Raw genomic sequence first — 24,543 nt, forward strand, 5'->3', positions numbered from 1 at the left:
CAAAAGTCGGCTTCGCTGCCTATGCGCCATCAGTCGAATCCAATGCCGTCGGGGCGGAAATCGACGATGACCTCGCGCCAGCGGCCATATTTTGCGGGCGGCAGCGGATAGCCCGCGCGCCCGCACATGATGATCGCGCGCCGCGCGACCTCGAAAGCGTTCTGCGCTGCGGATTGCGAGCCGCCGCGCTGGTCGACCAGCCGCATGCTGGCCGGATCCGGGCTGCCGTCGGGGGCCATGCGGAACTCGACCGAGATATCCATCCGCGCCGCCTCGACCGACAGCGCGCCGACATTCCAGCATTGCTGGATGGCCATGCGGAAGCCGTCGCGTTCGGACAGCGAAAGGGGCTGGCCAAGCGGCGCAGCCCCCCCGTCTTCCGTCGCTGCCTCGGACCGCTGATCGGGATCCGGCAGCGGTCTGGGCGTGATCGGCGTCGGTGCCAGCTGCATCGGGGCGGGCGCCGGGATATCGGCCTCGGGTTCCGCCGCGCCCTGCGACAGTGCCCCGGACAAGGCGGCGGCCAGGGGATCCTGCGCCGCCGAGGCGCCGCTGCCGCCCTCGATCTGCTGGCGGTTGCCGCCCGCGGTCTCGCCGGTCGCGGCCGTGCTGTCGCCGCCCGCTCCGGTTTCGGCCTCGCGCGCCTCGCGCAGCGCGTCCTCAAGCGCCCGGCGGTCGGCTTCCTCGCGTTCGGCGGCCGCCCGCCGCTCCTCTTCCTCGCGCGCGGCCTGCTCGGCTGCCCGGCGCCGCTCCGCTTCGCGTTCCGCCGCCTGCCGTTCTTCCTCGCGGCGGGCTTCCTCGGCACGGCGTTCGGCTTCGGCGCGTTCCTCGGCGGCCCGGCGTTCCTCGGCTTCCCGTTCCGCCCGTTCGGCCGCCCGACGCTCTTCCTCGCGGCGGGCTTCCTCGCGGCGGGTTTCCTCGGCGATCCGTTCCTCTTCGGCGCGGGCTTCCGCGGCCCTGCGTTCTTCCGCTGCGCGTGCGGCCTCGGCGGCTTCGCGGCGCTGTTCCTCGGCCCTGGCTTCCGCGTCGCGCCGCTCATCGGCCTCGCGCGCCGCCTGTTCTGCCGCCCGGCGCTCTTCTTCTGCGGCGCGGGCCTCGGCCGCCTGCCGTTCGGCCTCCTGGCGTGCCTGTTCCGCGGCCCGTTCCTCGGCCGCCTCACGCGCGGCCTCCGCTTCGGCTTCGGCTTCGCGACGCTGTGCGGCGGCCTGTTCTTCCGCTTCCTGCCGTTCGGCTTCCAGCCGCGCGGCCTCGGCTGCGGCCTCCTGTGCCGCGATACGGGCGTTGCGGCGCGCCACCAGCCCGTCGGGCCGGTCCAGCGGTCGTGCCGATTGATCGAGGGCGAGGGCCGAGCGGGGCGCGACCGGTTCGGCCGTCGGATCCTGTGCCGGCGCGGCGGGACGCGAGGGTTGCACCGCCGGGGCGGGCGGGGCCGTCGCCGCCGGGACGGCCGGGGCGGTTTCGCCGACTTCGGGCGTTTCGGTCGCGCGCGGCAGGTCGCTGGCGACATCGACCAGCCGGCGGGTCTCAAAATCGCTGAGATCCGGGCGCGGCTCGGGCGCGTCGGGCGGCGAAAGCTCCTGCGCGGCATCCTCGGCATCCGGGGCGCTGGCTTCGGCGGGGGCCGCGTCGGTCGTCTCGTCCGGGGCCGGTTCGGGCAGGGCCGCGACCGAGGTCGCCTCGCGGGCGACCGGGCCGGCCCCGCGCGCTGCGGCGGCATAGGCCTCGAACTCGGCCCCGCTCATCGTCGCCACCTCGGTCATCCGTACCGGCATCGACGGCTGCGGGCGCAGCAGCACGGCGCCCAGAAGGGCCCAGACGATCAGCGCAAAATGCGCGATCCCCGAAACCCACCAGCCGATGCGCCGCTCTCGTTCGTCCATGGATCAGCCATCCATGCGCGGGCCGCCGGTATCGGTGACCAGCACGATATTGGTGTAACCGGCCGCGTTCAGCGCCCCCATCACCTGCACCACGCGGGCATAGGGGATGGCGCCGTCGGCGCGCAGGAAGATCCGGTCGCTCTGCCGCTCGGTCAGCACCGCGCGCAGCCGTCCGACCACCTCGTCATCCGCGACCGGCTCGTTCATCAGGGTGACCTGCCCCTCGGCCGGGATCGAGATGACCAGCGGCTCCTCGGGGTCGCTGGGCACGGCGGTCGCCGCGGTCTTTGGCAGGTTCAGCGGCACGCCCGCCGTCATCAGCGGCGCCGCGACCATGAAGATCACCAGCAGCACCAGCATCACATCGACGAAGGGGGTGACGTTGATTTCCGACATCGGCGCGTTGCGCCGGTGCCCGCGCCCCTTGCGCCTGACCCGCTTGACGACATCGGCCATCGGCTCAGGCCTCGCCGTCCAGCTGTCGCGACAGCAGGGTCGAGAATTCGTCGGCGAAGCTTTCCCAGTTGCCGACCACGCGTTCGGCATCGCCCGACAGCTTGTTGTAGAAGATCACCGCCGGGATGGCGGCCAGCAGGCCAAGCGCGGTGGCCAGCAGCGCCTCGGCGATGCCGGGGGCCACGACGGCGAGGCTGGTGTTTTGCGACATGGCGATGCCCTCGAAGGCGGTCTTGATACCCCAGACGGTGCCGAAGAGCCCGATGAAGGGTGCGGTCGAGCCGACCGTGGCCAGGAAGGACAGGCCCCGGAACAGCCGCGATTCCTCGCGCTGGATGGCGACGTTCATCGCCCGGTCGATCCGCTGTACGCCGCCGGGGATCAGCCTGCCGTCGTCGCGGTGGCTGCGCCGCCATTCGGTCATCCCGGCGGCGAAGATGCGTTCGGACGCGCCCGAGGGGTTTTCGCCCTGCCGGTCATAGAGGTCGTCCAGCGGCTCGCCCGACCAGAAGGCGCGGTCAAAGCGCCCGGCCTCGCGCTTGGCGTTGGCGAAGGTCAGGTGTTTCTGAATGATGATCGCCCAGCCCCAGAACGAGGCGATGACCAGCAGGATCATCACGATCTTGACGGTCAGCGATGCGCGCGCGAACAGCGCCATCAGCGAAAAATCGAGGGCCTGCGCGGCCTGAATGGGTTCCATCGTCACTGCCTCATCTTCACTGGGCCGTTTTGCCGGGCCTTCTAGCCCTTCTCTAGCAGGGGTTTCACCCCCTGCCGCAACACAATGCCGTCACATATTCGCGCGCGGTGGCGTTGCCGTCAGCCCGGCTGCAGGACCGCCGCCAGCGCCGCGGGCAGCCGGTTGGGGCGTCCGCGCGCGTCCAGACAGGCCAGCGTCACCCGCGCCGTGAACAGCAGATCGTCCCCCCGCAGCACCATCTGATCGAGGATTATCCGCGCCGCCGTCCAGTCGGCAAGCGCGGTGGTCACCTCGAGCAGGTCGTCGAAATGTGCCGGCCGCAGGTAATCCGCCTCGACGCGGCGCACGGCGAAGACTTGGCCCGTCTCGGCCTTCATCGCCGCCTGATCGAAACCCAGGTCGCGCAGCCATTCCGAACGGCCGCGCTCGATGAATTTCAGGTAATTGGCGTAATAGACGATCCCGGCGAGATCGGTGTCCTCGTAATAGACGCGAAGGGCATGGCGGTGGCTCATGCCGCGCATCCTAGGCAGCGGCATGAGCCTGCGCAATCACCGTGGCCCTGGTCGGCTTCGGTCACGACCCCGCCGCGATGCGCGCCGCCAGCCGCAGGGCGTGGCTGGGATCGGTCGCCGCCACCGGCAGGACCGGGTCATAGGCGGCGCGGATCAGCGCCGCCAGCTCGGCCGAAGGGGTGATGTCGCGCGCAAAGCTCAGCGCGCTGCGCATCACCAGCGTCTCGGCCAGCGTGGCGGGATGGGCCTCGGCCAGCGCGCCCGACATGCGCAGGCAGCAGAGGCATGCCCGGATGCCACCATCGGGATCAAAGCGGAACAGCCGGTACTGGTCGGCAGCCGATCCGGCCAGCCGCGCCGGCAGGTCGGGCAGGCCGGTCAGCCGGTCCAGATCGGGGATATCCGGCAATTCGGTCCAGTCGCGCATGAAGAACAGCATCAGGTTGCTGCCCATCTCGGGATCGGTTTCGGTGACCGGGTGGCCGGCATGGGCGAAACCCGCCCGGATCGCGGCGCGGAAGATGTCGAGGCTTTCATCGGCCAGCCCGAAGATCACCGGCGCCACCGGCCGCCCCCAGCGGGCGCAGAGGAACGAGCCGTCCTTGCGGGTGAACAGCGCGGCGATCTGATCGGGGGCGAGGCTTTGGGTCATGGCGCAGCCCTATCCCGAGGGTTCAGGATCGTCCAGCCGCCGGGCGATCAGCGGAACTGCGTCACCTTCTCGCAGCCGTCCGCGCCGATCCGCGGCGGGTCGCACAGCTGGCCATGCAGGAAGGTACGCACCGCGCCGTCCCGGATCTGCGGCACATCCTGCGAATAGCCCAGCGGGTGTTCGGCATGACCACCCGGCCCCGACAGCCAGACCGTGGCCGGAAAGCCCGCCGAGCCGCCCCAATAGGAATAGGCGCCGACACATTCGATGCCGCCGACATACTGGACATAATCCGTGACGCCGTCGCCGTTCAGGTCGGCACTCTGAAGATAGGCCGGATCGTCCCGCACGCCCGATCCGCCGCCGCCGACATCGTTGCAGATCGCGATCATCTCGTCGGTCGAGGCCTGCAGCGCCGGCGGCAGCCCGGTTCCGGTGACTGCGGTTTCCTGCGGCTGCGCGCCCTCGGCCCGCGGGCCATTTTCGGGACGCGGAGGACGCGGGGAGGTCGCAGGCGCTGCCGATGAGGGCAGCACGGCGTCCGAAACCCGCTGTTCGCCCGGTTGATCCGGTCGGCCCGGTGCTGTCGATGCGGGGACGATGCGGAACACCGGGCGATAGCATTCCCCGCCGCCCTCGCAATCCGGGCCGGCCTGCCTGACCACCAGCGCGTCGCCGACGATCCCGGCGGCCAGACCGGTCCCCTGCCAACTGGGCTGTTCCGCCGAGGACAGCCAGAAGCTGATGCTGCATCCGTCGGGTTCGTCGCCCGCGCAGATCGGTGTCGGGGCGTCGCAGGCGCGGTTCGCGTCCAGCAGGAATTCCGGCTGGCCGTCGCCATCCAGATCGTTGATGACCTGCATCATTGTCGGCACGACATTGTGCGACCCGGCCAGCATACAGGCGCGGACGTAATCGCTCATCAACCGCGACAGTTCGGCCGGTGTGGCCGAAACCGGCTGGGCGGGCGCGATCAGCGCCGCCGTCGCGGCAAGGATGGTCATGCGCATGTCGTCCTCCGTAAGCCGGCTGCCTGTTCCCCTTGGCAATCTCGCCCGGTTGTCGCGGCCTTGGCAAGCGGGCCTGGCTTGTTGAACCTTACTTTCAGAAGGCAAAACGAAGGCGGGGGCCGAAGCCCCCGCCCGTGTCCCGTGCCGGTCATGCGGTTCAGTTGACGATCGTCGCCTCGGTCGCGGCGCGCAACTCGTCCTCGGTCACGCCATCGGCGGTCTCGACGATCTTCAGGCCGCCCGGCACCACGTCCAGCACGCCCAGATTGGTGATGATCCGGTTCACCACGCCCTTGCCGGTCAGGGGCAGGGTGCATTCCTTCAGCACCTTCGATTCGCCGTGCTTATTGGTGTGGTCCATGACCACGACCACCCGGCCGACGCCCGCGACCAGATCCATGGCGCCGCCCATGCCCTTGACCAGCTTTCCGGGGATCATCCAGTTCGCCAGATCGCCGTTCTCGGCCACTTCCATCGCGCCAAGGATCGCCGCCGCGATCTTGCCGCCACGGATCATGCCAAAGCTGGTGGCGCTGTCGAAATAGCTGGTCCGGGCCAGTTCGGTGATGGTCTGCTTGCCGGCATTGATCAGATCCGGGTCTTCCTCGCCCTCGAAGGGGAAGGGGCCCATGCCCAGCATGCCGTTTTCGGATTGCAGGGTGATGTCCTTGTCGCCCACATAGTTGGCCACCAGCGTCGGGATACCGATGCCGAGGTTCACATACATCCCGTCTTCCAGTTCCTGCGCCGCACGCGCGGCCATCTGGTTACGATCCCAGGGCATGTCATTTCCTCCGTTTAGGCTTGGGGGCGGGCTCTTCATTGGCGGCCTGATCGAGCATCGCGGACAGCATGTCTTCCATCCCGGCCGGAAGGTTCGAGGCCGCCAACATGAAGGAGTTCAAATTGGCTGCGCAGGCTTGAACGTAGCCCGCGACAAGGGCCGGGTTGGCGCGAGCGTAATCCTGACCGAAGGTCGCATCCAGCTTGGCGACGGCGGCGTCGAGGAAATCATCCGCATAGGCGATCGCAGTCTCGCCCGCGCCCATCTCATCGTGATCGTCGGGAAACATCAGGCTTCCTCACGCTTGCGGGTGGTGCGCTGTTCGATGCGCTTTTCGTGCTGCCCCTGGATGATGCGGTGCACATAGATGCCCGGCAGGTGGATCAGGTCGGGGTCGAGGCTGCCCCGCGGGACGATCTCCTCGACTTCGGCCACGCAGATCTTGCCCGACATGGCGGCGGGCGGGTTGAAGTTGCGCGCGGTCTTGCGGAACACGAGGTTGCCGGTGTCGTCGGCCTTCCAGGCCTTCACGATGCTGAGGTCGGCGACGATTCCGCGTTCGAGGATGTAATCCTGCCCGTCGAAATTCTTCACCTCCTTGCCATCGGCAATGACGGTGCCGACGCCGGTCTTGGTGTAGAAGCCGGGAATCCCGCAGCCGCCGGCGCGCATCCGCTCGGCCAGCGTGCCCTGCGGGTTGAATTCCAGCTCAAGCTCGCCCGACAGATACTGCCGCATGAATTCGGCGTTCTCGCCGACATAGGAAGAGATCATTTTCCTGATCTGGCGGGTATCCAGCAGCTTGCCGAGGCCGAACCCGTCAACGCCGCAATTGTTGCTGGCGATGGTCAGATCCTTCACGCCGCTTTTCACCAGCGCGTCGATCAGCAGTTCCGGAATGCCGCACAGCCCGAATCCCCCGGCCGAGATGAACATTCCGTCGCGCAAGAGGCCGTCCAGCGCCTCGTCGGCATTCGCATAGACCTTTTTCATCGGTCCTCCCCTCATGAATGCAGTATCGGCGCAAGTCATGGCCTGCGGGTTCCCCCGTGTCAATCGGGCCACAGGTGGCCGCATGCGGACTTGACTTCGCCGGGGGCAACAGCCCATCTGGTCGCTATGAAGCTGAACCCTGCCGCCTTTGCCGCCTATTACCGCCCGCTGACATAGCGGGGGCAGATGCATGTCAACCGCGCGGGGACCGGCGGTTGGCAACAGACAGAACCACGACCTTGCGCAAGTTCCGAAAGGTCGTCCCATGTCGTCCCAACCCCGTCTCGCCATCATCGGTTTCGGTGCTTTCGGCCAGTTGATCGCCCGCCATCTGCGCGATCACCTGCCGATCTGCGTCTGCGATCCGGTCACGCGCGCCAACGACCTGCCGCAGGTCGGTCTGGCCGAGGCGGCACGCTGCCAGATCATCGTGCTGGCGGTGCCCCTGTCCCGTCTCGAGGTCGTCCTGCGCACCATCGCCCCGCATCTTCTGCCGGGGGCGCTGGTCGTCGATGTCGCCTCGGTCAAGATCCGGCCCGCCGAACTGATGCAGCAGATCCTGCCGGATCACGTCCAGATTGTCGCCAGCCACCCGCTGTTCGGCCCCGAAAGCACGCGCGATGGCCTCGCCGGGCATCGCATCGCATGGTGCCCGCTGCGCGGCGAGGGGCACCGCCGGGCGGGGGCGCTGTTGCGACGGCTGGGCCTGCGGGTCCTCTGCACGACGCCCGACCAGCACGATCGCGAGATGGCGGTGGTGCAGGGCCTGACCCATCTGATCGCGCGCGGGCTTGGCGAAATGGGGCCGCTGCCGGACCGGCTGACCACCGCCAGCTTTCGCCGGCTGGCCGAGGCGGCGGCGATGGTGCAAGCCGATTCGCCGGAACTGTTGCAGGCGATCCTGACCGGTAATCCCCATGCCGGCCCGGTGCGGCGGCGGTTTCTGGCCGCCGCCGCCGGCATCGCCGATGGCGAGGCCGCCTGACCTATTCGGCGGCCTTGGCCGTCTTCTTCGTCGAAGCCTTCTTCGCCGCAGGTTTCTTGGCGGCGGGTTTCCGCGGCGCCTTCTTCGGCGATTTCGCCGCCTTGGCCGCGATCAGTGCCAGCGCTTGTTCCTGCGTGATCTCGTCGGGCGAGACATCGCGGGGCAGGGTGGCGTTGATCTTTTCCCATTTGACATAAGGACCATAGCGGCCATTCATCACCTGGATTGCACCCCCGTCCGGATGTTCGCCCAACTCGCGCAGGGGCGCTGCGGCGGCGGCGCGGCCGCGGCTCTGCTTGGCGGCCAGAACCTCGACGGCGCGGTTCATGCCGATGGTGAAGACCTCGTCCACATCCGGCAGATTGGCGTATTTCGGCCCGTGCTTCACATAGGGGCCATAGCGCCCGATCCCGGCCTCGATCAACTGGCCGTCATCGGGATGCGGGCCGACCGGGCGGGGCAGGGACAGAAGTTGCAGGGCCCGGTCCAGATCGATGCCGGCCGCGTCCCAGCCCTTCGGGATCGAGGCGCGGGGTGGCTTGGGATTGTCTTCGCTGGCCTCGCCGCGCTGGACATAGGGGCCGAAACGGCCGGTCTTCAGGCTGATCTCGTCGCCCTCGTCACGGCCCAGAACCCGGTCGCCCACGGCTTCCTCGCCATCGGGTGCCGACAGCGGGCGGGTATAGCGGCATTCGGGATAGTTCGAGCAGCCGATGAACGCTCCGCCCGAACGTGCCGTCTTCAGGTTCAGGCGCCCTGCGCCGCAGACCGGACATTCGCGCGGGTCGCCGCCATCGGCACGCGGCGGATAGAGATGCGGGGCCAGCGCCTCGTCAATCGCCTCCAGAACCTCGCCGATGCGCAGGTCGCTGGTGCCTTCCAGCGCCTTCGAGAAGTCCTTCCAGAACCGGCCCAGAACGTCGCGCCACATGCGGTCGCCGGCGCTGATCTCGTCCAGTTCGTTTTCCAGATCGGCGGTGAAATCATAGCTGACATAGCGGGGAAAATACTCGACCAGGAAGATGGTCACCAACCGGCCCTTGTCCTCGGGGATCAGCCGGTTCTTGTCCTTGCGGACGTAATCGCGGTCCTGAATCGTGGTGACGATGCTGGCATAGGTCGAGGGTCGGCCGATACCCAACTCCTCCATGCGCTTGACCAGCGTGGCCTCGGTATAGCGGGGCGGCGGCTGGGTGAAATGCTGGCGCGCGGCCGCGCTGGCCGCCTCGTTCATCAGCAGGGCAGGTGCGGCGCGCAGGTCCTGCGGTGCTGCGGGGGCGCTGCCGTCCTTGTCGCGGGCCCTGGCGAATTCGGGTTCGAATGCGCGGCCGACCAGCCGGGCCGCCTCGCCCTCGGTGATGGCCGGCAGGCGGGCGCTGTCCTCGCCCTCGTCATCGTCGCGGCCCTGATCGTAGACGCGCAGGAAACCGTCGAACAGCATCACCTGGCCGGTGGCGCGCAGGCCCACCTGCCGGTCGGAGCTGGCGATCTCGACCGTGGTGCGTTCCATCCGCGCGGCTTCCATCTGGCTGGCAAGGGTCCGCTTCCAGATCAGATCGTACAGCTTGCGCTGGTCATCGGCGCTGACCTTCAGCCGGTCGGGCGACAGCATCATGTCGGTCGGGCGGATGCATTCATGCGCTTCCTGCGCGTTCTTGGCCTTGTTCTTGTACATGCGCGGGGATTTCGGCAGGTATTCCTCGCCGAACTTGGCCTTGATCGCGTCGCGGGCCGCCATCACCGCCTCGGGCGCCATGTCGATGCCGTCGGTCCGCATATAGGTGATCAGCCCCGCCTCATACAGCCGCTGCGCCGCCGACATGCAGGCCTTGGCGCCCATGCCCAGCTTGCGGCTGGCCTCCTGCTGCAGGGTCGAGGTCATGAAGGGCGGCCAGGGGTTGCGGCTGGCCGGCTTGGCGGTAATGCCGGTGACCCTGAGATCGCGGCTGGAGACGGCGCTGACCGCCATCGCGGCCTTCCCGGCATCGGGCAGATCGAAGCGTTCCAGCTTCGAGCCCGCCAGCGAGACAAGCTGGGCGTCATATTCATCGCCGCCCGGCGTCGCCAGACGGGCATGGACCGACCAGTATTCGCGGGCCTTGAAGGCCTCGATCTCCATCTCGCGGTCGACGATCAGGCGCAGGCAGACCGATTGCACCCGGCCGGCGGATTTCGCGCCCGGCAGCTTGCGCCACAGGACCGGCGACAGGTTGAAGCCGACCAGATAGTCCAGCGCGCGGCGGGCCAGATAGGCATCGACCAGCGCCTGGTCGATCTGGCGCGGCTGCTTCATCGCCTCGCTGACGGCGGATTTGGTGATGGCGTTGAAGGTGACGCGGTTGACCTCGCTGCCCTTCTTCAGGGCCGGGGCCAGCGCCTCCAGCAGGTGCCAGCTGATCGCCTCGCCCTCGCGGTCGGGGTCGGTGGCGAGAATCAGGTTCTGGTCGTCCTTCAGCGCGTCCTTGATCGCCTTGAGGTGCTTCTTGCTGTCGGACGCGACCTCCCATTTCATGTCGAAATCGTGATCTGGATCGACGCTGCCATCCTTGGGCGGCAGGTCGCGAACATGCCCGAAACTGGCCAGCACACGATAATCGCCGCCGAGATATTTCTCGATGGTCTTGGCCTTGGCCGGGGATTCGACGACGACAACGGGCATATTCACCTCGGGGACCGCTCAATGGGGCGGCAACATGGGTGCGAGGCGGGGGCGTGTCAACGGGGCGCGATCACGCGGATCGCGCCAAGGTTGCAATTCATCGGCCATCGCACTGGCCCCGAGGCGGGATCTCTGGGCGGCGTCAGCTCAGCGCCAGCCGCCCTCCGGCCAGCCGCGTCAGGCGTCCCTGCAGCTCCAGCGACAGGATTGCGGCGCTGGCACTGGCGGCGGGAACGCCCAGATCGCGGATCAGGTCGTTCTCCTCGGTCGGGCTGGGCGTCAGCCGCGACAGGATCCGCGTTTCCAGTTGCACGGGGCCACCCTCGTCGCGCAGCCGGGGTGCCGGGGGCGGGCTGGCCTGAACATGGGTCGGGGAGATCGTTCCGGCACGGGGGGCGGGCAGGGCCGCGCCGTGGCGAGCCAGCGCCTCGATCACGTCGCAGGAACTGCGGACCAGCAACGCGCCGTCGCGGATCAACTGATTGCAGCCGGCCGCGCGGGCATCCATCGGATGCCCCGGCACCGCCATCACCTCGCGGCCCTGATCCAGCGCGCTTTTGGCCGTGATCAATGTGCCCGAACGATGCGCGGCCTCGATCACCACCACCGCCCGCGACAGCCCCGAGATGATTCGGTTCCGGGTCGGGAAATGGCGTGCCGCAGGCTCGGTTCCCGGCGGCTGTTCCGAGACGAGCGCGCCCTGTTCGGCGATCTGCGCGGCCAGTACAGCGTTTTCGGCCGGGTAGATGACATCCACCCCGCCGGCCAGCACCGCCACGGTGCCGGTGGGCAGGGCGGCGTTATGGGCGGCGGTATCGACGCCGCGCGCAAGCCCCGCGACGACGCTGCATCCGGCCTCGCCCAGCCCCGCGGCCATGCCGCGTGCCATGCGCAGCCCCAGGGACGATGAATTGCGCGCCCCGATCACCGCGACCGGGTTATGCGCCAGCCAGGCCGGGTCGCCCCGGACCCACAGCACCGGCGGGGCCCCGTCGATGTCGCGCAGCGTCGGCGGATAGAGCGGCGAATCGCAACGAATCAGCCGTGCGCCAAGCTTTAGCCCTGCCTCCAGCTCGGCCGCGGCGACGGCTTCGGGGCAGGTTTCGTAATCGGTCACCCCGGCTTCCGCAGCGATGCCGGGCAGGGCCTCCAGCGCCGCCGCCGCGCTGCCATGTTCGGCCACCAGCCGGTGGAAGGTCGCCGGTCCGACACGGCGTGATCGGATGAGCCGGAGGAAGCCGAGGTCGTCTTCCTTTGAAGGGGGGGAACTGTTGGGGGTGTCAAAAGGAACGTAACCGGTATCCATGCCTGCCTCCGTCTCATCCGGAAACGAGGCATAACGCGGAAATGGTTAAGACCAGGTTAGCGCCGCTGACCCATATGCGGAAAAGGCGAAGGTTCAGGTGGCAGAGCCGCCCACGGTCAGCCCGCCGATCATCAGGGTCGGCTGACCGACCCCGACCGGCACCCATTGCCCCTGCTTGCCGCAATTGCCGATGCCCGGATCCAGCGCCATGTCGTTGCCGACGGCCCGTATCTGCTGCAAGGCGGTCGCGCCGTCACCGATCAGCGTGGCACCGCGGATCGGGTCGCCAAGCTGGCCGTTCCTGACCCGGTAAGCCTCGGTGCAGGAAAAGACGAACTTGCCGTTGGTGATGTCGACCTGCCCGCCGCCGAAGCCGACCGCGTAGATTCCATCCTTCAAGTCGGCCAGAATCGCCGCCGGATCGGCGTCGCCGCCGGGCATGTAGGTATTGGTCATGCGCGGCATCGGCGCATGGGCAAAGCTCTCGCGGCGGCCATTGCCGGTCGGCGCGACGCCCATCAGCCGGGCATTCTGGCGGTCCTGCATGTAGCCGACCAGAATTCCGTCCTCGATCAGCACGTTGCGGGCCGGGGGCGTGCCCTCGTCATCGACCGAGAGGCTGCCGCGCCGGTCGGGAATGGTGCCGTCATCGACCACGGTGACGCCGGGCGCGGCGACGCGCTGGCCCATCAGCCCGGCGAAGGCGCTGGCCTTCTTGCGGTTGAAATCGCCCTCCAGCCCGTGGCCCACCGCCTCGTGCAGCAGGATGCCGGGCCAGCCGGAGCCCAGGACCACGTCCATCACCCCGGCGGGCGCGGGAACCGAGCGCAGGTTGACCAGCGCGATGCGCAGCGCCTCGTCCACGGCGGCCTGCCAATGGGCGGGTTCCATCAGCCCGGCAAGCGATACACGGCCGCCGCCGCCATTGCTGCCCGATTCCCGGCGGTCGTTGTTTTCGACAATGACCGCGACATTCAGCCGGGCCATCGGCCGGATATCGGTGACCAGATCGCCCTCGGGGCGCAGGATCGCGACCTCCTGCAGGGACGAGGCGATAGAGGCGGTGACCTGAACGACGCGCGGATCCCTGCCGCGGGCATAGTCGTCGATCTGGCGCAGCAGTTCGATCCGGCGGGCGACCGGGATGCCCTCGGCCGGGTCGGCGGCGGCGTAGAGGTGCGCGGATGTCTTCGGCGCCGGCCCGGCCAGCCGGCCGCCGCCCGCGCCCACCGCCAGTCGCGCCGTCTCGGCGGCGCGGCGCAGAGCCGCCTCGGTTATCTCGGTCGAATGGGCATAGCCCGTCACCTCGCCCCGCACCGCGCGCAGACCGAATCCCTGCTCGGCCGTGTAGCCCGAGTTGCGCAGCCGGCCGTCATCGAAGACCAGCGTCTCGGCGACCGCGCGCTCGAGGAACAGCTCGCCGTCGTCTGCGCCGGCGACCGCATCACGCAGGATCGCCATCGCCCGATCGCGGTCCAGAAAGCGGGCGAAGGGGTCGAAACGGTCGCGGCTCATGGCGGGGACTCCTTGGTTTGAGGGCGGCGATCAAGGCGTCGCGACAGGGACAGTGGGCGAAATTCGTTCCTATTTCCCACCTATCACTTGCCCGGGGGCATGTAATATGGTCATAGAACGAGCCATGTGAAAGGGAAAGGGGCGGCCCGAGGTCAGCCTCTGCGGCCGGTTCGGCCTCACCAACGCAACGGGATGGAATGATGGCAAATGCGATGATTCGCCGTGCAGTCGCGGCAGCTACGGGGTCCGCCATGGCGGGCATGGTGGCCGGCACGGCTCTGGCGCAGGATGTTCTGGGTGACCTGCCGGTGATCGGCAAACCCCATGCGAAAGGCATCGGCTTCCAGCCGGCCGTGACCGAGATCGCGCGGGACCAGCAATGGCTGGATCACTTCGTCCTGATCATCATCGCCGTCATCACCGTCTTCGTCTGCCTGCTGCTGCTGATCGTGATCCTGCGCTATAACAGCCGGTCCAATCCGGTTCCGGCCCGCTTTACCCATAACACCCCGATCGAGATTGCCTGGACCCTGGTTCCGGTGCTGATCCTGGTCGTAATCGGTGCCTTCTCGCTGCCGGCGCTGTTCCGCAGCCAGGAAATGCCTGCCGATCCCGACCTTGTCATCAAGGCCATCGGCAACCAGTGGTACTGGTCCTACGAATATCCCGATAACGGCCTCAGCTTCGATTCGATCATGCTGACGAAGGAAGAACTGCCCGAATACGGCTATGCCGAGGACGAGCATCTGCTGGCCACCGATACCGCGGTCGTGGTGCCGGTCGGCAAGACCGTGCTGCTGCAGATCACCGCCAATGACGTGATCCACGCCTGGGCCATGCCGGCCTTCGCGATCAAGCAGGACGCCGTGCCGGGCCGAATCGCCCAGGCCTGGTTCAATGTCGAACAGGAAGGCGTCTATTTCGGCCAGTGCAGCGAACTCTGCGGCATCAACCACGCCTACATGCCGATCGTGGTCAAGGCCGTCACCCCCGAGAAATACGCCGCCTGGGTGGCCGAGCAGGGCGGCACCATGCCCGAAGACCAGCAGGCCGCCCTTGGCCTGACGGACGCTCAGGTCGAACTGGCCGCGGCCAACTGACCGGCCTGACGAAACGAACGCGCGATGACCGATATCCACGCATATGAAGGCGCCCCCGAGGCCGAGTTCGGCGACTATGTCGCGCTGCTGAAGCCCCGGGTGATGTCGCTGGTGGTCTTCACGGCCATGGTCGGGCTGTTGGTTGCCCCGGTGGACGTGCATCCTTTCATCGCCTTCTGCGCGGTGCTGTTCATCGCGCTTGGCGGCGGCGCCTCGGGCGCGCTGAACATGTGGTATGACGCCGATATCGACGCGGTGATGCTGCGCACCCGCAACCGGCCGATTCCCTCGGGCCGGGTCACCCGGGACGAGGCGCTGGCCATCGGCATCGGCCTGTCGGGCCTTGCCGTGATGATGCTGGGGCTGGTCGCGAACTGGTTCGCCGCCGGTTTCCTCGCTTTCACCATCTTCTTCTACGCCGTCGTCTACACGATCTGGCTGAAACGCTGGACGCCGCAGAACATCGTCATCGGCGGTGCGGCCGGGGCCTTCCCGCCGATGATCGGCTGGGCCTGCGCGACCGGCGGCATCAGCATCGAATCGCTGTTGATGTTCGCGCTGATCTTCTTCTGGACGCCGCCGCATTTCTGGGCGCTGGCGCTGTTCATGAAGGAGGATTACCACAAGGCCGGCGTGCCGATGCTGACCGTTACCCATGGTCGCGCCACCACCCGCCGCCACATCTTTGCCTATACGCTGGTGCTGGCGCCCTTCGCGATCTGGCTGGGCCTGACCTCGATCGGTGGTCCGCTCTACCTGACGGTCTCGGTGGTGCTGAACGCGCTGTTCATCCGCGGCGGCTGGCAGATCCTGCGCCGCGACGAGGATGCGGCCATCGCCGATGGCTATGCGGTCGAGAAGCGGGTCTTCAGGCTGTCGCTGATGTATCTGTTCCTGCATTTCCTGGCGCTGTTGGCGCAGGATTGGGTCGGGACATGGTGATGCCGATGCAGACCGAGCATGAACTTCACCGCCGCCGCCGCTCGCGCAATGTCGGGCTGGGGCTGGTGCTGGCCGGGTTCGTGGTGCTGGTCTTCGGCCTGACCGTGGTCAAGGTGAAGCAGGGCGACATGATGGAAGCCTATGACCATCAGCCGCGGGTGTCGGAACTGCCGCGCGAGGACGCCCTGCCCGCAGCAGAGGAGGCCGGGGAATGAGCCGCGAATCCCGTACCGTTATGGCGCTGGTCGGTGTCGTCGTGACCATGGGCGCGCTGGCCTGGGCGGCGGTGCCGTTCTACAACTGGTTCTGCCGGGTGACCGGTTTCGCCGGCACGACGCAGGTGGCCGAAAAGGCCTCCGATGTGGTGCTGGACGAGGTGATCCGTGTCCGTTTCGACGCCAATGTCGATCCCAGCCTCGACTGGACCTTCCGGCCGATGCAGACCCGGATGGACATGAAGATCGGCGAGAACGGGCTGGCCTTTTACGAGGCGGTCAACAACAGCGACGAGACCATCACCGGCAGCGCCAGCTATAATGTCGCGCCCGAGGTTTCGGGCTATTACTTCCAGAAGATCGAGTGTTTCTGCTTTACCGAACAGACACTGGAGCCGGGCGAGCGGGTCGAGATGCCGATCAGCTTCTTTGTCGATCCCGAACTGGTCGACGACCGCGACGCGAACTGGGTCAGGGATATCACCCTGTCCTACACTTTCCACCGGACCGAGCCGAAACAGGCGGCGCTTGACGCCGCCGCGGCCGAGAATGTCAACTGAAGCCAGCAGCCGACGGGGACACGCATATGGCGCACGCTAAGAATCACGACTATCACATCCTCAAGCCGTCCATCTGGCCCTTCATTGGCGCGCTCTCCGCCTTCATCATGCTGTTCGGCGCGGTGATGTGGATGCAGGACAATGGCCCGTGGATGTTCCTGATCGGCCTGACCGGCGTGCTCTATGTCATGTACAGCTGGTGGGCGGACGTGATCCATGAGGGCGAGACCGGCGATCACACGCCGGTGGTGCGGATCGGCCTGCAATACGGCTTCATCCTGTTCATCATTTCCGAGGTGATGTTCTTCGTCGCCTGGTTCTGGAACTGGTTCAAGAACGTCCTCTACCCGATGGGGCCGGACAGCCCGATCAAGGATGGCGTCTGGCCGCCCGAAGGGATCGTTCCCTTCGATCCCTGGCATCTGCCGCTGATCAACACGCTGATCCTGCTGCTGTCGGGCGTCGCCGTGACCTGGGCGCACCACGCGCTGGTCCACGAGAACGACCGCAAGACCACCATCAACGGGCTGATCGTTGCCGTCATCCTCGGCATCTGCTTCACCTTCCTGCAGGCCTATGAATACAGCCACGCGGCCTTCGGCCTTGCCGATACCGCCTATGCCAGCGCCTTCTATCTGGCGACCGGCTTCCACGGCTTCCACGTCATCATCGGCACCATCTTCCTGGCTGTCTGCCTGTTCCGGATGCTGAAAGGCCAGATGAGCCAGGAACAGCATGTCGGCTTCGAGGCCGCCGCCTGGTACTGGCACTTCGTCGACGTGGTCTGGCTGTTCCTGTTCGGCGCGGTCTATATCTGGGGCAGCTGATCTTCCTTTCTCCCCATCACGGCGCGCGGGGCTTCCCCGCGCGTTTTCGTTTCTGCCCCGCCGGCATTCCTTAGGCTCCGTTCGCTCATGCGTCGCTATCTGTTTCCCCTGATCCTCGGCGTTCTCGGCTGCGCCATCCTGATCAATCTGGGCCTGTGGCAGCTGCGCCGGATGGACTGGAAGGAGGGCATGCTGGCCGAGATTCAGTCGCGCATCGACGCGCCCGCCGTGCCCTTGCCGGCCGAGGTCGATCCGTCGATGAAATACATGCCGGTCACCGTCAGCGGCACGACGACGGGTAACGAGATCGATGTGTTGTCGGGCACCAAGGAGCAGGGCGGCGGCTATCAGGTCGTGTCGCGCTTCATCACCGATGACGGCCGCGCGATCCTGTTGGATCGCGGCTTCGTGCCGCAACAGGACCGCCATGCCGAACGTGGGCCGACCCGTCTGCTGATCCAGGGCAACCTGCACTGGCCCGAGGAGCGGGGCGAGGCGACCCCTGCGCCCAATCTGGACGAGAATATCTGGTTTGCCCGCGACGTGCCGGCCATGGCCGAGACGCTGGATACCCTGCCGATTCTGGTCGTGGCCAGTTTCGTGCAGGGCGATGCGCAGGGGGTCGAGCCCATCCCGGTCGCGATCGAGGGGATACCCAACAACCACCTTTCCTATGCCGCGCAGTGGTTCCTGATCGCGGTGGCCTGGGCAGGGATGACAGTCGGTCTGATCTGGCGTATCAGGCAGCGGAAATACTGAAGGAACGGCGATGCGTTACGTCTCGACCCGGGGGCAGGCCCCGGTGCTGAATTTCGAACAGGCGATGCTGTCGGGGCTGGCGCGCGACGGTGGTCTGTATCTGCCCGAGACGGTGCCGGCCTTCTCGGGCCTCGATGATCTGGACGGGCTGCCCTATGCCGAGGTCGCCTTCCGCGTGATCCGCCCCTTCACCGGCGAGAGTTTTACCGATGCGGAACTGCGCGGCGCCATCGACCGCGCCTATGCCCGGATCGAACATGCCGCCAAGGCGCCGCTGGTGCAACTGGCCCCCGGCCATCACCTGCTGGAACTGTTCCACGGGCCGACGCTGGCCTTCAAGGATTTCGCCATGCAACTGATCGCCCAGTTGTTCGAGATCGCGCTGAAACGCTCGGGCCAGCGGATCACCATCGTCGGCGCTACCTCGGGCGACACGGGCAGCGCCGCGATCGAGGCCTTCCGCGGCATCGACAATGTAGATGTCTTCATCATGTTCCCGCATGGCCGGGTCAGCGAGGTCCAGCGCCGGCAGATGACCACGCCGGATGCCGCCAATGTCCATGCGCTGGCGGTCAGCGGGCATTTCGACGATTGCCAGGCGCGGCTGAAGGATCTGTTCAACGATCACGGCTTCCGCGATCAGGTCGGCCTGGCCGGCGTCAACAGCATCAACTGGGCGCGGGTAGTGGCGCAGATCGTCTATTACTTCACCGCCGCCGCCAGCCTCGGGATGCGCGAGATGGATTTCTGCGTGCCGACCGGCAATTTCGGCGACATCTTCGCCGGCAGCATTGCCCGCGCCATGGGCGCGCCGATCCGCCGCCTGATCGTTGCCACCAACCAGAACGATATCCTGCATCGCGCGCTTGGCAGCGGCGAATACCGGATCGGCACGGTCGAGCCCTCGATCAGCCCGTCGATGGATATTCAGGTCAGCTCGAATTTCGAGCGCGCGCTCTATTGGGCTTATGGCGGCGATGCCGCCGCGATCACGCAGCTGATGGACGAGCTGAAACAGGGCGGTTTCACCATCAGTCAGGGTGCGTTGCAGGCCCTGCGCGAGCAATACGTCTCGGGGCGGGTGGCCGAGGCGGAAACGCTGGCCATGATCCGCACCATCCGCGAGGAGACGGGCGAGGCTCTGTGCCCGCACAGCGCCGTCGGCGTGGCGGTGGCCCGGCAGCATCTGGAACCCGGCGTGCCGATGGTGACGCTGGCCACCGCCCATCCGGCGAAATTCCCCGATGCCGTCGAACAGGCCATCGGGATCCGACCCGGCCTGCCGCCGCATATGGCCGGGCTGTTCGACCTGCCCGAACGGGTGACGCGGGTCGAGAACGACATTGCCGCACTGAAATCGCTGATCCTCGAACGGAGAACCCATTGACCACCGATCCCCATCTGCGCCTGACCACCCTGCCGAACGGGCTGCGCGTCGCCACGCGCAACATGCCGGGGCTGCATTCCGCAGCACTTGGTGTCTGGGTCAGTGCCGGCGGGCGGAATGAGCGGGTCGAGCAGAACGGCATCGCGCATTTCCTTGAACACATGGCCTTCAAGGGCACCGCGACCCGCAGCGCGCTGCAGATCGCCGAGGCGATCGAGGATGTCGGCGGCTTCATCAACGCCTATACCTCGCGCGATGCGACCGCCTATTATGTCCGGGTGCTGGAGGGCGATGTTGATCTGGCCTTCGACGTGATCTCCGACATCGTGCTGAACCCGGTCTTCGACGAGCGCGAGATCGAGGTCGAGCGCGGCGTGATCCTGCAGGAGATCGGTCAGGCGCTGGACACGCCAGACGACATCATCTTCGACTGGCTGCAAGAGGCCGCCTATCCCGACCAGCCCATCGGCCGCACCATTCTCGGCCCGGCCGAACGGGTCAGCGGTTTCGGGCGCACCGATCTGGCCGGTTTCGTGGCCGAGAATTACGGCCCCGGCCAGATGATCGTGGCGGCGGCGGGCGCGGTCGATCACGACCGGATCCTGCGGCTGGCCGAGGCGGCCTTCGGCCATCTGGTGCCGATCCTGCAGCGCCCGCGCGAGGGCGCGGTCTGGCAGGGGCGCGAGATGCGGCGGGTGAAGAAGCTGGAACAGGCGCATTTCGCGCTGGCACTTGAGGGGCCGGGCTATCTGGCGCCCGATTTCTACCCGGCGCAGATCTTCTCGGCGGCTCTGGGGGGCGGCATGTCCTCGCGGCTGTTCCAGAAGATCCGCGAGGAACGCGGGCTCTGCTATACCATCTTCGCGCAATCGGGCTTTCACGACGATACCGGGATGATGACCATCTATGCCGGCACCGGTAGCGAGGACATCGCCGATCTGGCCCATCTGACCATCGACGAGATCCGCCGCGCCACCGATGATCTGAGCGAGGCCGAGATCGCGCGCGCCAAGGCGCAGCTGCGCGCCGGGTTGCTGATGGGGCTGGAAAGCCCGTCCTCGCAGGCCGAGCGGATCGCGCGCGTCCTGGCCATCTGGGGCCGGGTGATGGATCCGGCCGAGGTGGCCGAACGCATCGCCTCGGTCAGCCTCGCCGAGGTGCGCGCCCATGCCGAACGGCTGGTCGGTGGCGCCCGTCCGGCGCTGGCGCTGTATGGCCCGGTCAAGTCCGCGCCATCGCGCGAGGTCCTGGCCGAAAGGCTTGCCGCCTGATGTTCTCGCGGCGGCGTGCGGTCCGGCTGGAGACCGAGCGGATCGTGCTGCGGCTGCCGGCGCATTCGGATTTCTCCGCCTGGACGGCGCTGCGGGTCGAAAGCCGGGACTTCCTGACCCCGTGGGAGCCGGTTTGGGCGCCCGATCACCTGTCCCGCAAGAGCTTTACCAACCGCGTCTACTGGGCCGCCCGCGCCAGCAAGGGCGGCACCGCGCTGCCGCTGTTCCTGCTGCGCCGCGACGGGGTCCTGCTGGGCGCGATCACGCTGGACAATATCCGCCGCGGCCCGGCCCAGACCGGCACCATCGGCTACTGGATCGGCCAGCCCTTCGCCCGCCAAGGCTATATGCGCGAGGCGATCGGCGCACTGGTGCATCACGCCTTCTCCACGCTGGATCTGTCGCGTGTCGAGGCCGCCTGCCTGCCCGAGAACGCGGCTTCGCGCGGGGTGCTGGAACGTTCGGGCTTCAAGTATGAGGGCGTGGCGCAAAGCTATCTGCAGATCAGCGGGCGCTGGCGCAACCACGTTCTTTACGCCAATCTGCGCAGCGACAGGCGGGGGCGCAGCGAGGCCCGCTGAAGGCGGTTTCGCGTCCCGCGACGGCCGGGGGCGCCGCCCCCGGACCCCCGAGGTATTTGGAAAGAGGGCGAGGGCATGGCGTTGAATCCGGCGGATGAGCGGCTGGCGGCGAGGCTGCCCGGGGGGGTGCTGCGCGAGATCGCACCGGCCTATCTGGAAGAACCACGGGGCCGGTTCTTCGGCAAGGCGGGGCTGGTGGCCGCCCCGCGCGATGTCGAAGAGGTCGCTGCGGTGGTGCGCGCCTGTGCCGAGGCGCGGGTGGCGATCGTGCCGCGCGGCGGCGGCACCGGGCTGGTCGGCGGGCAGGTGATGCCCGAGGGGCCCGCGCCCCTGGTTCTGTCGCTGGAGCGGATGAGCGCGATCCGTGAGGTCTTTGCCGATGAGGGGGTGCTAGTCGCCGAGGCCGGTGCGACGCTGCAGCAGGTGCGCGAGGCGGCCGGCGGGGTGGGGCGGCAGTTTCCTCTGTCGCTGGCCTCGCAGGGCACAGCGCAGATCGGCGGCGTGCTGTCCACCAATGCCGGCGGGGTCAATGTGCTGCGTCACGGCAATGCGCGGGCCCTGTGTCTGGGGATCGAGGCGGTGCTGCCCACGGGCGAGGTGATGCGCGACCTCAGGCGCCTTCGGAAGGACAATACCGGCTATGACCTGCGTGACCTGCTGATCGGGGCCGAAGGAACCCTGGGCGTCATAACTGCGGCGGCCCTGACGCTGGCGCCGCTGCCGGCCGAGACCGGCGTGGCCATGCTGGTGGTGGAAAGCCCCCCGGCCGCCTTGGGTCTTCTGGCACTGGCGCAGGGCCGAATGGCGGGCGGGGTGACGGCGTTCGAGCTGATCGCCGGGCAAGGGCTGGAGTTTCTGGCCGAACATTTCCCGCAGATGCGGCAACCCTTCGATCCTTTGCCGGACTGGCTGGTTCTGGTCGAGGTCGGCCTGCCGGCCGGTCTGGGCGCGGGCGAGGCGCTTGAGGGGCTGTATCTGGCCGGTTCGGAAGCCGGGCTGATCAGCGACGGCGTGATCGCGCAGTCGGGTCAGCAGGCCGCCGGCCTCTGGGCGCTGCGCGAGCATATCCCGCTGGCCAACCGCGCCGTCGGTGCCATCGCCAGCCACGATATCAGCCTGCCGCTGTCCGAGCTTGCGGATTTCATCCGCGATGCGGGCGAGATGCTGGCCGGCGAGGGCGACATGCGCATCAACTGCTTCGGTCACCTGGGCGACGGCAACCTGCACTATAACCTGTTTCCGGCCCGTGGCAGGCGGCGCGAGGCCTATGAGGCGCAACGCCGTCATCTGTCCCGGAAGATCCACGAGATGGTCGTGATGCGCGGAGGCTCGTTCTCGGCCGAACATGGCATCGGGCGCCTGAAGACCGGCGACCTGCAGCGTTGGGGGGATCCGGCGAAACTGGCCGCGATGCGCGCGATCAAGGCGGCGCTGGACCCGTCCGGCATCATGAATCCCGGCGCGGTGTTGGCCCCATAGGCATCCCGGCTGCTATTTTTCCTTAATATTCGGATGATATTGGGGCATGGTCGTCGAAGGAACGGGAGGAGATCATGCGCCTGCGCTTCACCCGCGTGTCGGAACGCGCCCGGTATTATGAACGTTATCTGCCCTTTGTCATCGCCATCCTGATGATGCCGCTGGGATATGCCCTGACCGGGCCGGCACCGGTCTTTGGGACCGTCGTCGCGCTGCTGGGGCTGGCCGGTACGCTGACCGGGATCTACGATCTGATCCAGACCCAGCACGCATTGATGCGGAACTATCCGCTGTCCTCGCGGATGCGTTATCTGCTGGAGCATTTCCGCCCCGAGATCCGGCAGTATTTCGTCGAGGACGATCATGCCGAGACACCGTTCTCGCGCGAACAGCGTGCCGTGGTCTATCGCCGCTCGAAGGGGATCGAGGGCGTTCGCCCCTTCGGCACGCTGCATGATGTCTATAGCGACGGATATGAATGGCTGAATCATGCCCTGGCCACGACATCCCTCGACAGCCAGGATTTCCGCATCCGGATTGGCGGGCCGGATTGCACGCGCCCCTATGACAGTTCTGTCGTGAACATTTCGGGGATGTCCTATGGCGCCCTGTCGCCCAACGCGATCGAGGCGCTGAACAGGGCCGCCAGGGCGGGCGGCTTTGCCCATACCACCGGCGAGGGCTCGATCTCGCGCTATCACCGGATGGGGGGCGATCTGGTCTGGCAGATCGGCTCGGGCTATTTCGGCTGCCGTGACGTGAACGGCAAGTTCGATCCCGGCAGCTTTGCCGAAAACGCCGCCGATGATGCGGTGAAGATGATCGAGATCAAGCTGAGCCAGGGCGCCAAGCCCGGCCATGGCGGCATTCTGCCCGGTCCGAAGGTGACCGAGGCCATCGCCGAGGCGCGCGGCGTGCCCGTGGGCGTGGCCTGCGTCAGCCCGTCCTCGCATTCGGCCTTTTCCACCCCGCGCCAGTTGTGCGACTTCATTGCCCGGCTGCGCGACCTGGCGGGTGGCAAGCCGGTGGGCCTCAAGATGTGCGTGGGCCACCCATGGGAATGGTTCGCGCTCGCCAAGGCCTTTCATGCAACCGGAATTGCCCCCGATTTCATCGTCGTCGACGGCGGCGAGGGCGGCACCGGTGCCGCACCGGTCGAATTTGCCGATCACAAGGGCGCGCCGCTGCGCGATGGGCTGATGCTGGTCCACAACACGCTGGTCGGGGTGGGATTGCGCGACCGGATCAAGCTGGTCGCCTCGGCCAAGATCATCACGGCTTTCGATATCTGCCGGATCTCGGCGCTCGGGGCGGATTCGGTGAACATGGCGCGCGGCTTCATGTTCGCGATCGGCTGTATTCAGGCGCAGTCCTGTCATACCGGCAAATGCCCGACCGGGATCACCACGCAGGACCCCGACCGCTATCGTGCGCTGGTGGTCCCCAACAAGGCCGAGCGCGCGGCGCGGTTTCACGCCGCCACCATGCATGCCCTGAAGGAGGCCTGCGAAAGCTCGGGCCTCGAGCATCCCGACCAGTTCACGCCGCATCACCTGATGATCCGCACCAGCCCGCGCGAGGTGCGCTCGGCGGCCAGCCTCTATGACTGGCTGGCGCCCGGGGTGCTGCTCTCGGAAGCCTCGGCCCACCCGGCCTTCGCCAAATACTGGGACCGGGCACAGATCGACAGCTTCGCCATGGCGGGCTGAGCCCGCGCCGCAGCGAACCGACTTTCCTCCCTGACCCGGCTTCTTCTTCATGAAAATATCCCGGGGGGGTGCGGGGGGCTGGCCCTCTGACGGCTCCCAAAAGGTTCGAGATCCGGCGAGAATCCGGGGCTTTGATTTTCCATGTATCGGATACAAACCACCGGCTTTCAGCCGGTCCGCTTCAGCGTTTTTGTCGATGATCTCCTCTCCCGGATTTGAAGCCGCCAGAGGCGGTATGGCTTCAAATCCGGGAGAGGA

24 protein-coding genes are annotated in these 24,543 nt (G+C 67.3%); 12 read left to right on the forward strand and 12 right to left on the reverse strand.

Annotation, left to right across the window (positions count from 1 at the left end; translation table 11 throughout):
* Nucleotides 1-29: 29 nt before the first annotated feature.
* The 9 genes from KNW02_RS08010 to KNW02_RS08050 all read right to left on the reverse strand — a co-directional run bounded on the left by KNW02_RS08010 (nt 30) and on the right by KNW02_RS08050 (nt 6,990).
* Complete coding sequence (locus KNW02_RS08010; RefSeq protein WP_216032742.1) at nt 30-1,880, reverse strand: protein TolA; 1,851 nt, start codon at nt 1,878-1,880, stop codon at nt 30-32.
* A 3-nt stretch (nt 1,881-1,883) separates the two neighbouring features.
* The gene (locus KNW02_RS08015; RefSeq protein ID WP_216032743.1) at nt 1,884-2,336 is read right to left on the reverse strand and encodes an ExbD/TolR family protein; all 453 of its coding nucleotides are present in this window, start codon (nt 2,334-2,336) and stop codon (nt 1,884-1,886) included.
* A 4-nt stretch (nt 2,337-2,340) separates the two neighbouring features.
* On the reverse strand, nt 2,341-3,036 hold the full coding sequence (gene tolQ / locus KNW02_RS08020) for a protein TolQ (protein WP_216032744.1): 696 nt from the start codon (nt 3,034-3,036) through the stop codon (nt 2,341-2,343).
* A 119-nt stretch (nt 3,037-3,155) separates the two neighbouring features.
* Entirely contained in the window at nt 3,156-3,551 is a 396-nt protein-coding gene (ybgC, locus tag KNW02_RS08025; protein WP_216032745.1) for a tol-pal system-associated acyl-CoA thioesterase, read from the reverse strand.
* A 61-nt stretch (nt 3,552-3,612) separates the two neighbouring features.
* The gene (locus tag KNW02_RS08030; RefSeq protein WP_216032746.1) at nt 3,613-4,203 is read right to left on the reverse strand and encodes a hypothetical protein; all 591 of its coding nucleotides are present in this window, start codon (nt 4,201-4,203) and stop codon (nt 3,613-3,615) included.
* 47 nt (nt 4,204-4,250) lie between these two features.
* The gene (locus tag KNW02_RS08035) at nt 4,251-5,213 is read right to left on the reverse strand and encodes a hypothetical protein (protein ID WP_216032747.1); all 963 of its coding nucleotides are present in this window, start codon (nt 5,211-5,213) and stop codon (nt 4,251-4,253) included.
* A 157-nt stretch (nt 5,214-5,370) separates the two neighbouring features.
* Nucleotides 5,371-5,997: a 3-oxoacid CoA-transferase subunit B gene (locus KNW02_RS08040; RefSeq protein WP_216032748.1), complete on the reverse strand. Its 627-nt coding sequence runs from the start codon at nt 5,995-5,997 to the stop codon at nt 5,371-5,373.
* A gap of 1 nt (nt 5,998) precedes the next feature.
* The gene (locus KNW02_RS08045) at nt 5,999-6,286 is read right to left on the reverse strand and encodes a hypothetical protein (RefSeq protein ID WP_216032749.1); all 288 of its coding nucleotides are present in this window, start codon (nt 6,284-6,286) and stop codon (nt 5,999-6,001) included.
* Nucleotides 6,286-6,990 carry a CoA transferase subunit A gene (locus tag KNW02_RS08050; RefSeq protein WP_216032750.1) on the reverse strand — a complete coding sequence of 235 codons (705 nt, stop codon included), beginning with the start codon at nt 6,988-6,990 and terminating at the stop codon, nt 6,286-6,288. The genes KNW02_RS08045 and KNW02_RS08050 overlap by 1 nt, the downstream gene beginning before the upstream one ends.
* Nucleotides 6,991-7,255: 265 nt before the next feature.
* Between KNW02_RS08050 and KNW02_RS08055 the strand changes: the two genes are divergently transcribed.
* The gene (locus KNW02_RS08055) at nt 7,256-7,975 is read left to right on the forward strand and encodes a prephenate dehydrogenase (protein WP_216032751.1); all 720 of its coding nucleotides are present in this window, start codon (nt 7,256-7,258) and stop codon (nt 7,973-7,975) included.
* Nucleotide 7,976: 1 nt separating this feature from the next.
* Here KNW02_RS08055 and topA read toward each other — a convergent pair whose 3' ends face one another.
* From topA to tldD, 3 genes are all read right to left on the reverse strand, one after another.
* Nucleotides 7,977-10,634 (reverse strand): type I DNA topoisomerase, encoded by a 2,658-nt coding sequence (gene topA, locus KNW02_RS08060; RefSeq protein ID WP_216032768.1) that lies wholly within the window; start codon nt 10,632-10,634, stop codon nt 7,977-7,979.
* Nucleotides 10,635-10,776: 142 nt separating this feature from the next.
* On the reverse strand, nt 10,777-11,940 hold the full coding sequence (dprA, locus tag KNW02_RS08065; RefSeq protein ID WP_216032752.1) for a DNA-processing protein DprA: 1,164 nt from the start codon (nt 11,938-11,940) through the stop codon (nt 10,777-10,779).
* A 93-nt stretch (nt 11,941-12,033) separates the two neighbouring features.
* Nucleotides 12,034-13,455 (reverse strand): metalloprotease TldD, encoded by a 1,422-nt coding sequence (gene tldD / locus KNW02_RS08070; RefSeq protein ID WP_216032753.1) that lies wholly within the window; start codon nt 13,453-13,455, stop codon nt 12,034-12,036.
* 212 nt (nt 13,456-13,667) lie between these two features.
* Here tldD and coxB point away from each other — a divergent pair, with 212 nt between their 5' ends.
* From coxB to KNW02_RS08125, 11 genes are all read left to right on the forward strand, one after another.
* The gene (gene coxB / locus KNW02_RS08075; protein WP_252733548.1) at nt 13,668-14,555 is read left to right on the forward strand and encodes a cytochrome c oxidase subunit II; all 888 of its coding nucleotides are present in this window, start codon (nt 13,668-13,670) and stop codon (nt 14,553-14,555) included.
* 24 nt (nt 14,556-14,579) lie between these two features.
* Nucleotides 14,580-15,497, forward strand: coding sequence for a heme o synthase (gene cyoE, locus KNW02_RS08080; protein ID WP_216032755.1), 918 nt, complete (start codon nt 14,580-14,582; stop codon nt 15,495-15,497).
* Nucleotides 15,497-15,712 carry a hypothetical protein gene (locus KNW02_RS08085; protein WP_216032756.1) on the forward strand — a complete coding sequence of 72 codons (216 nt, stop codon included), beginning with the start codon at nt 15,497-15,499 and terminating at the stop codon, nt 15,710-15,712. The genes cyoE and KNW02_RS08085 overlap by 1 nt, the downstream gene beginning before the upstream one ends.
* Nucleotides 15,709-16,272, forward strand: coding sequence for a cytochrome c oxidase assembly protein (locus KNW02_RS08090; protein WP_216032757.1), 564 nt, complete (start codon nt 15,709-15,711; stop codon nt 16,270-16,272). Before KNW02_RS08085 ends, KNW02_RS08090 begins: the two co-directional genes overlap by 4 nt.
* Nucleotides 16,273-16,298: 26 nt before the next feature.
* Nucleotides 16,299-17,099, forward strand: a complete 801-nt coding sequence (locus KNW02_RS08095) for a cytochrome c oxidase subunit 3 (RefSeq protein WP_216032758.1) — start codon at nt 16,299-16,301, stop codon at nt 17,097-17,099.
* An 87-nt stretch (nt 17,100-17,186) separates the two neighbouring features.
* Entirely contained in the window at nt 17,187-17,858 is a 672-nt protein-coding gene (locus KNW02_RS08100) for an SURF1 family protein (RefSeq protein WP_216032759.1), read from the forward strand.
* 10 nt (nt 17,859-17,868) lie between these two features.
* A complete protein-coding gene (thrC, locus tag KNW02_RS08105) occupies nt 17,869-19,245 on the forward strand; it encodes a threonine synthase (RefSeq protein ID WP_216032760.1) in 1,377 nt (458 codons plus the stop codon).
* The gene (locus tag KNW02_RS08110; RefSeq protein ID WP_256447697.1) at nt 19,242-20,516 is read left to right on the forward strand and encodes a M16 family metallopeptidase; all 1,275 of its coding nucleotides are present in this window, start codon (nt 19,242-19,244) and stop codon (nt 20,514-20,516) included. Before thrC ends, KNW02_RS08110 begins: the two co-directional genes overlap by 4 nt.
* Nucleotides 20,516-21,097 carry a GNAT family N-acetyltransferase gene (locus KNW02_RS08115; RefSeq protein ID WP_216032761.1) on the forward strand — a complete coding sequence of 194 codons (582 nt, stop codon included), beginning with the start codon at nt 20,516-20,518 and terminating at the stop codon, nt 21,095-21,097. Before KNW02_RS08110 ends, KNW02_RS08115 begins: the two co-directional genes overlap by 1 nt.
* A gap of 75 nt (nt 21,098-21,172) precedes the next feature.
* Nucleotides 21,173-22,576, forward strand: a complete 1,404-nt coding sequence (locus KNW02_RS08120; protein WP_216032762.1) for an FAD-binding oxidoreductase — start codon at nt 21,173-21,175, stop codon at nt 22,574-22,576.
* A 74-nt stretch (nt 22,577-22,650) separates the two neighbouring features.
* Entirely contained in the window at nt 22,651-24,285 is a 1,635-nt protein-coding gene (locus tag KNW02_RS08125) for an FMN-binding glutamate synthase family protein (RefSeq protein WP_216032763.1), read from the forward strand.
* Nucleotides 24,286-24,543: the final 258 nt, after the last annotated feature.

Origin of the sequence: Paracoccus marinaquae (assembly GCF_018860165.1) — a bacterium.
Classification (GTDB): Bacteria; Pseudomonadota; Alphaproteobacteria; order Rhodobacterales; family Rhodobacteraceae; genus Paracoccus; species Paracoccus marinaquae.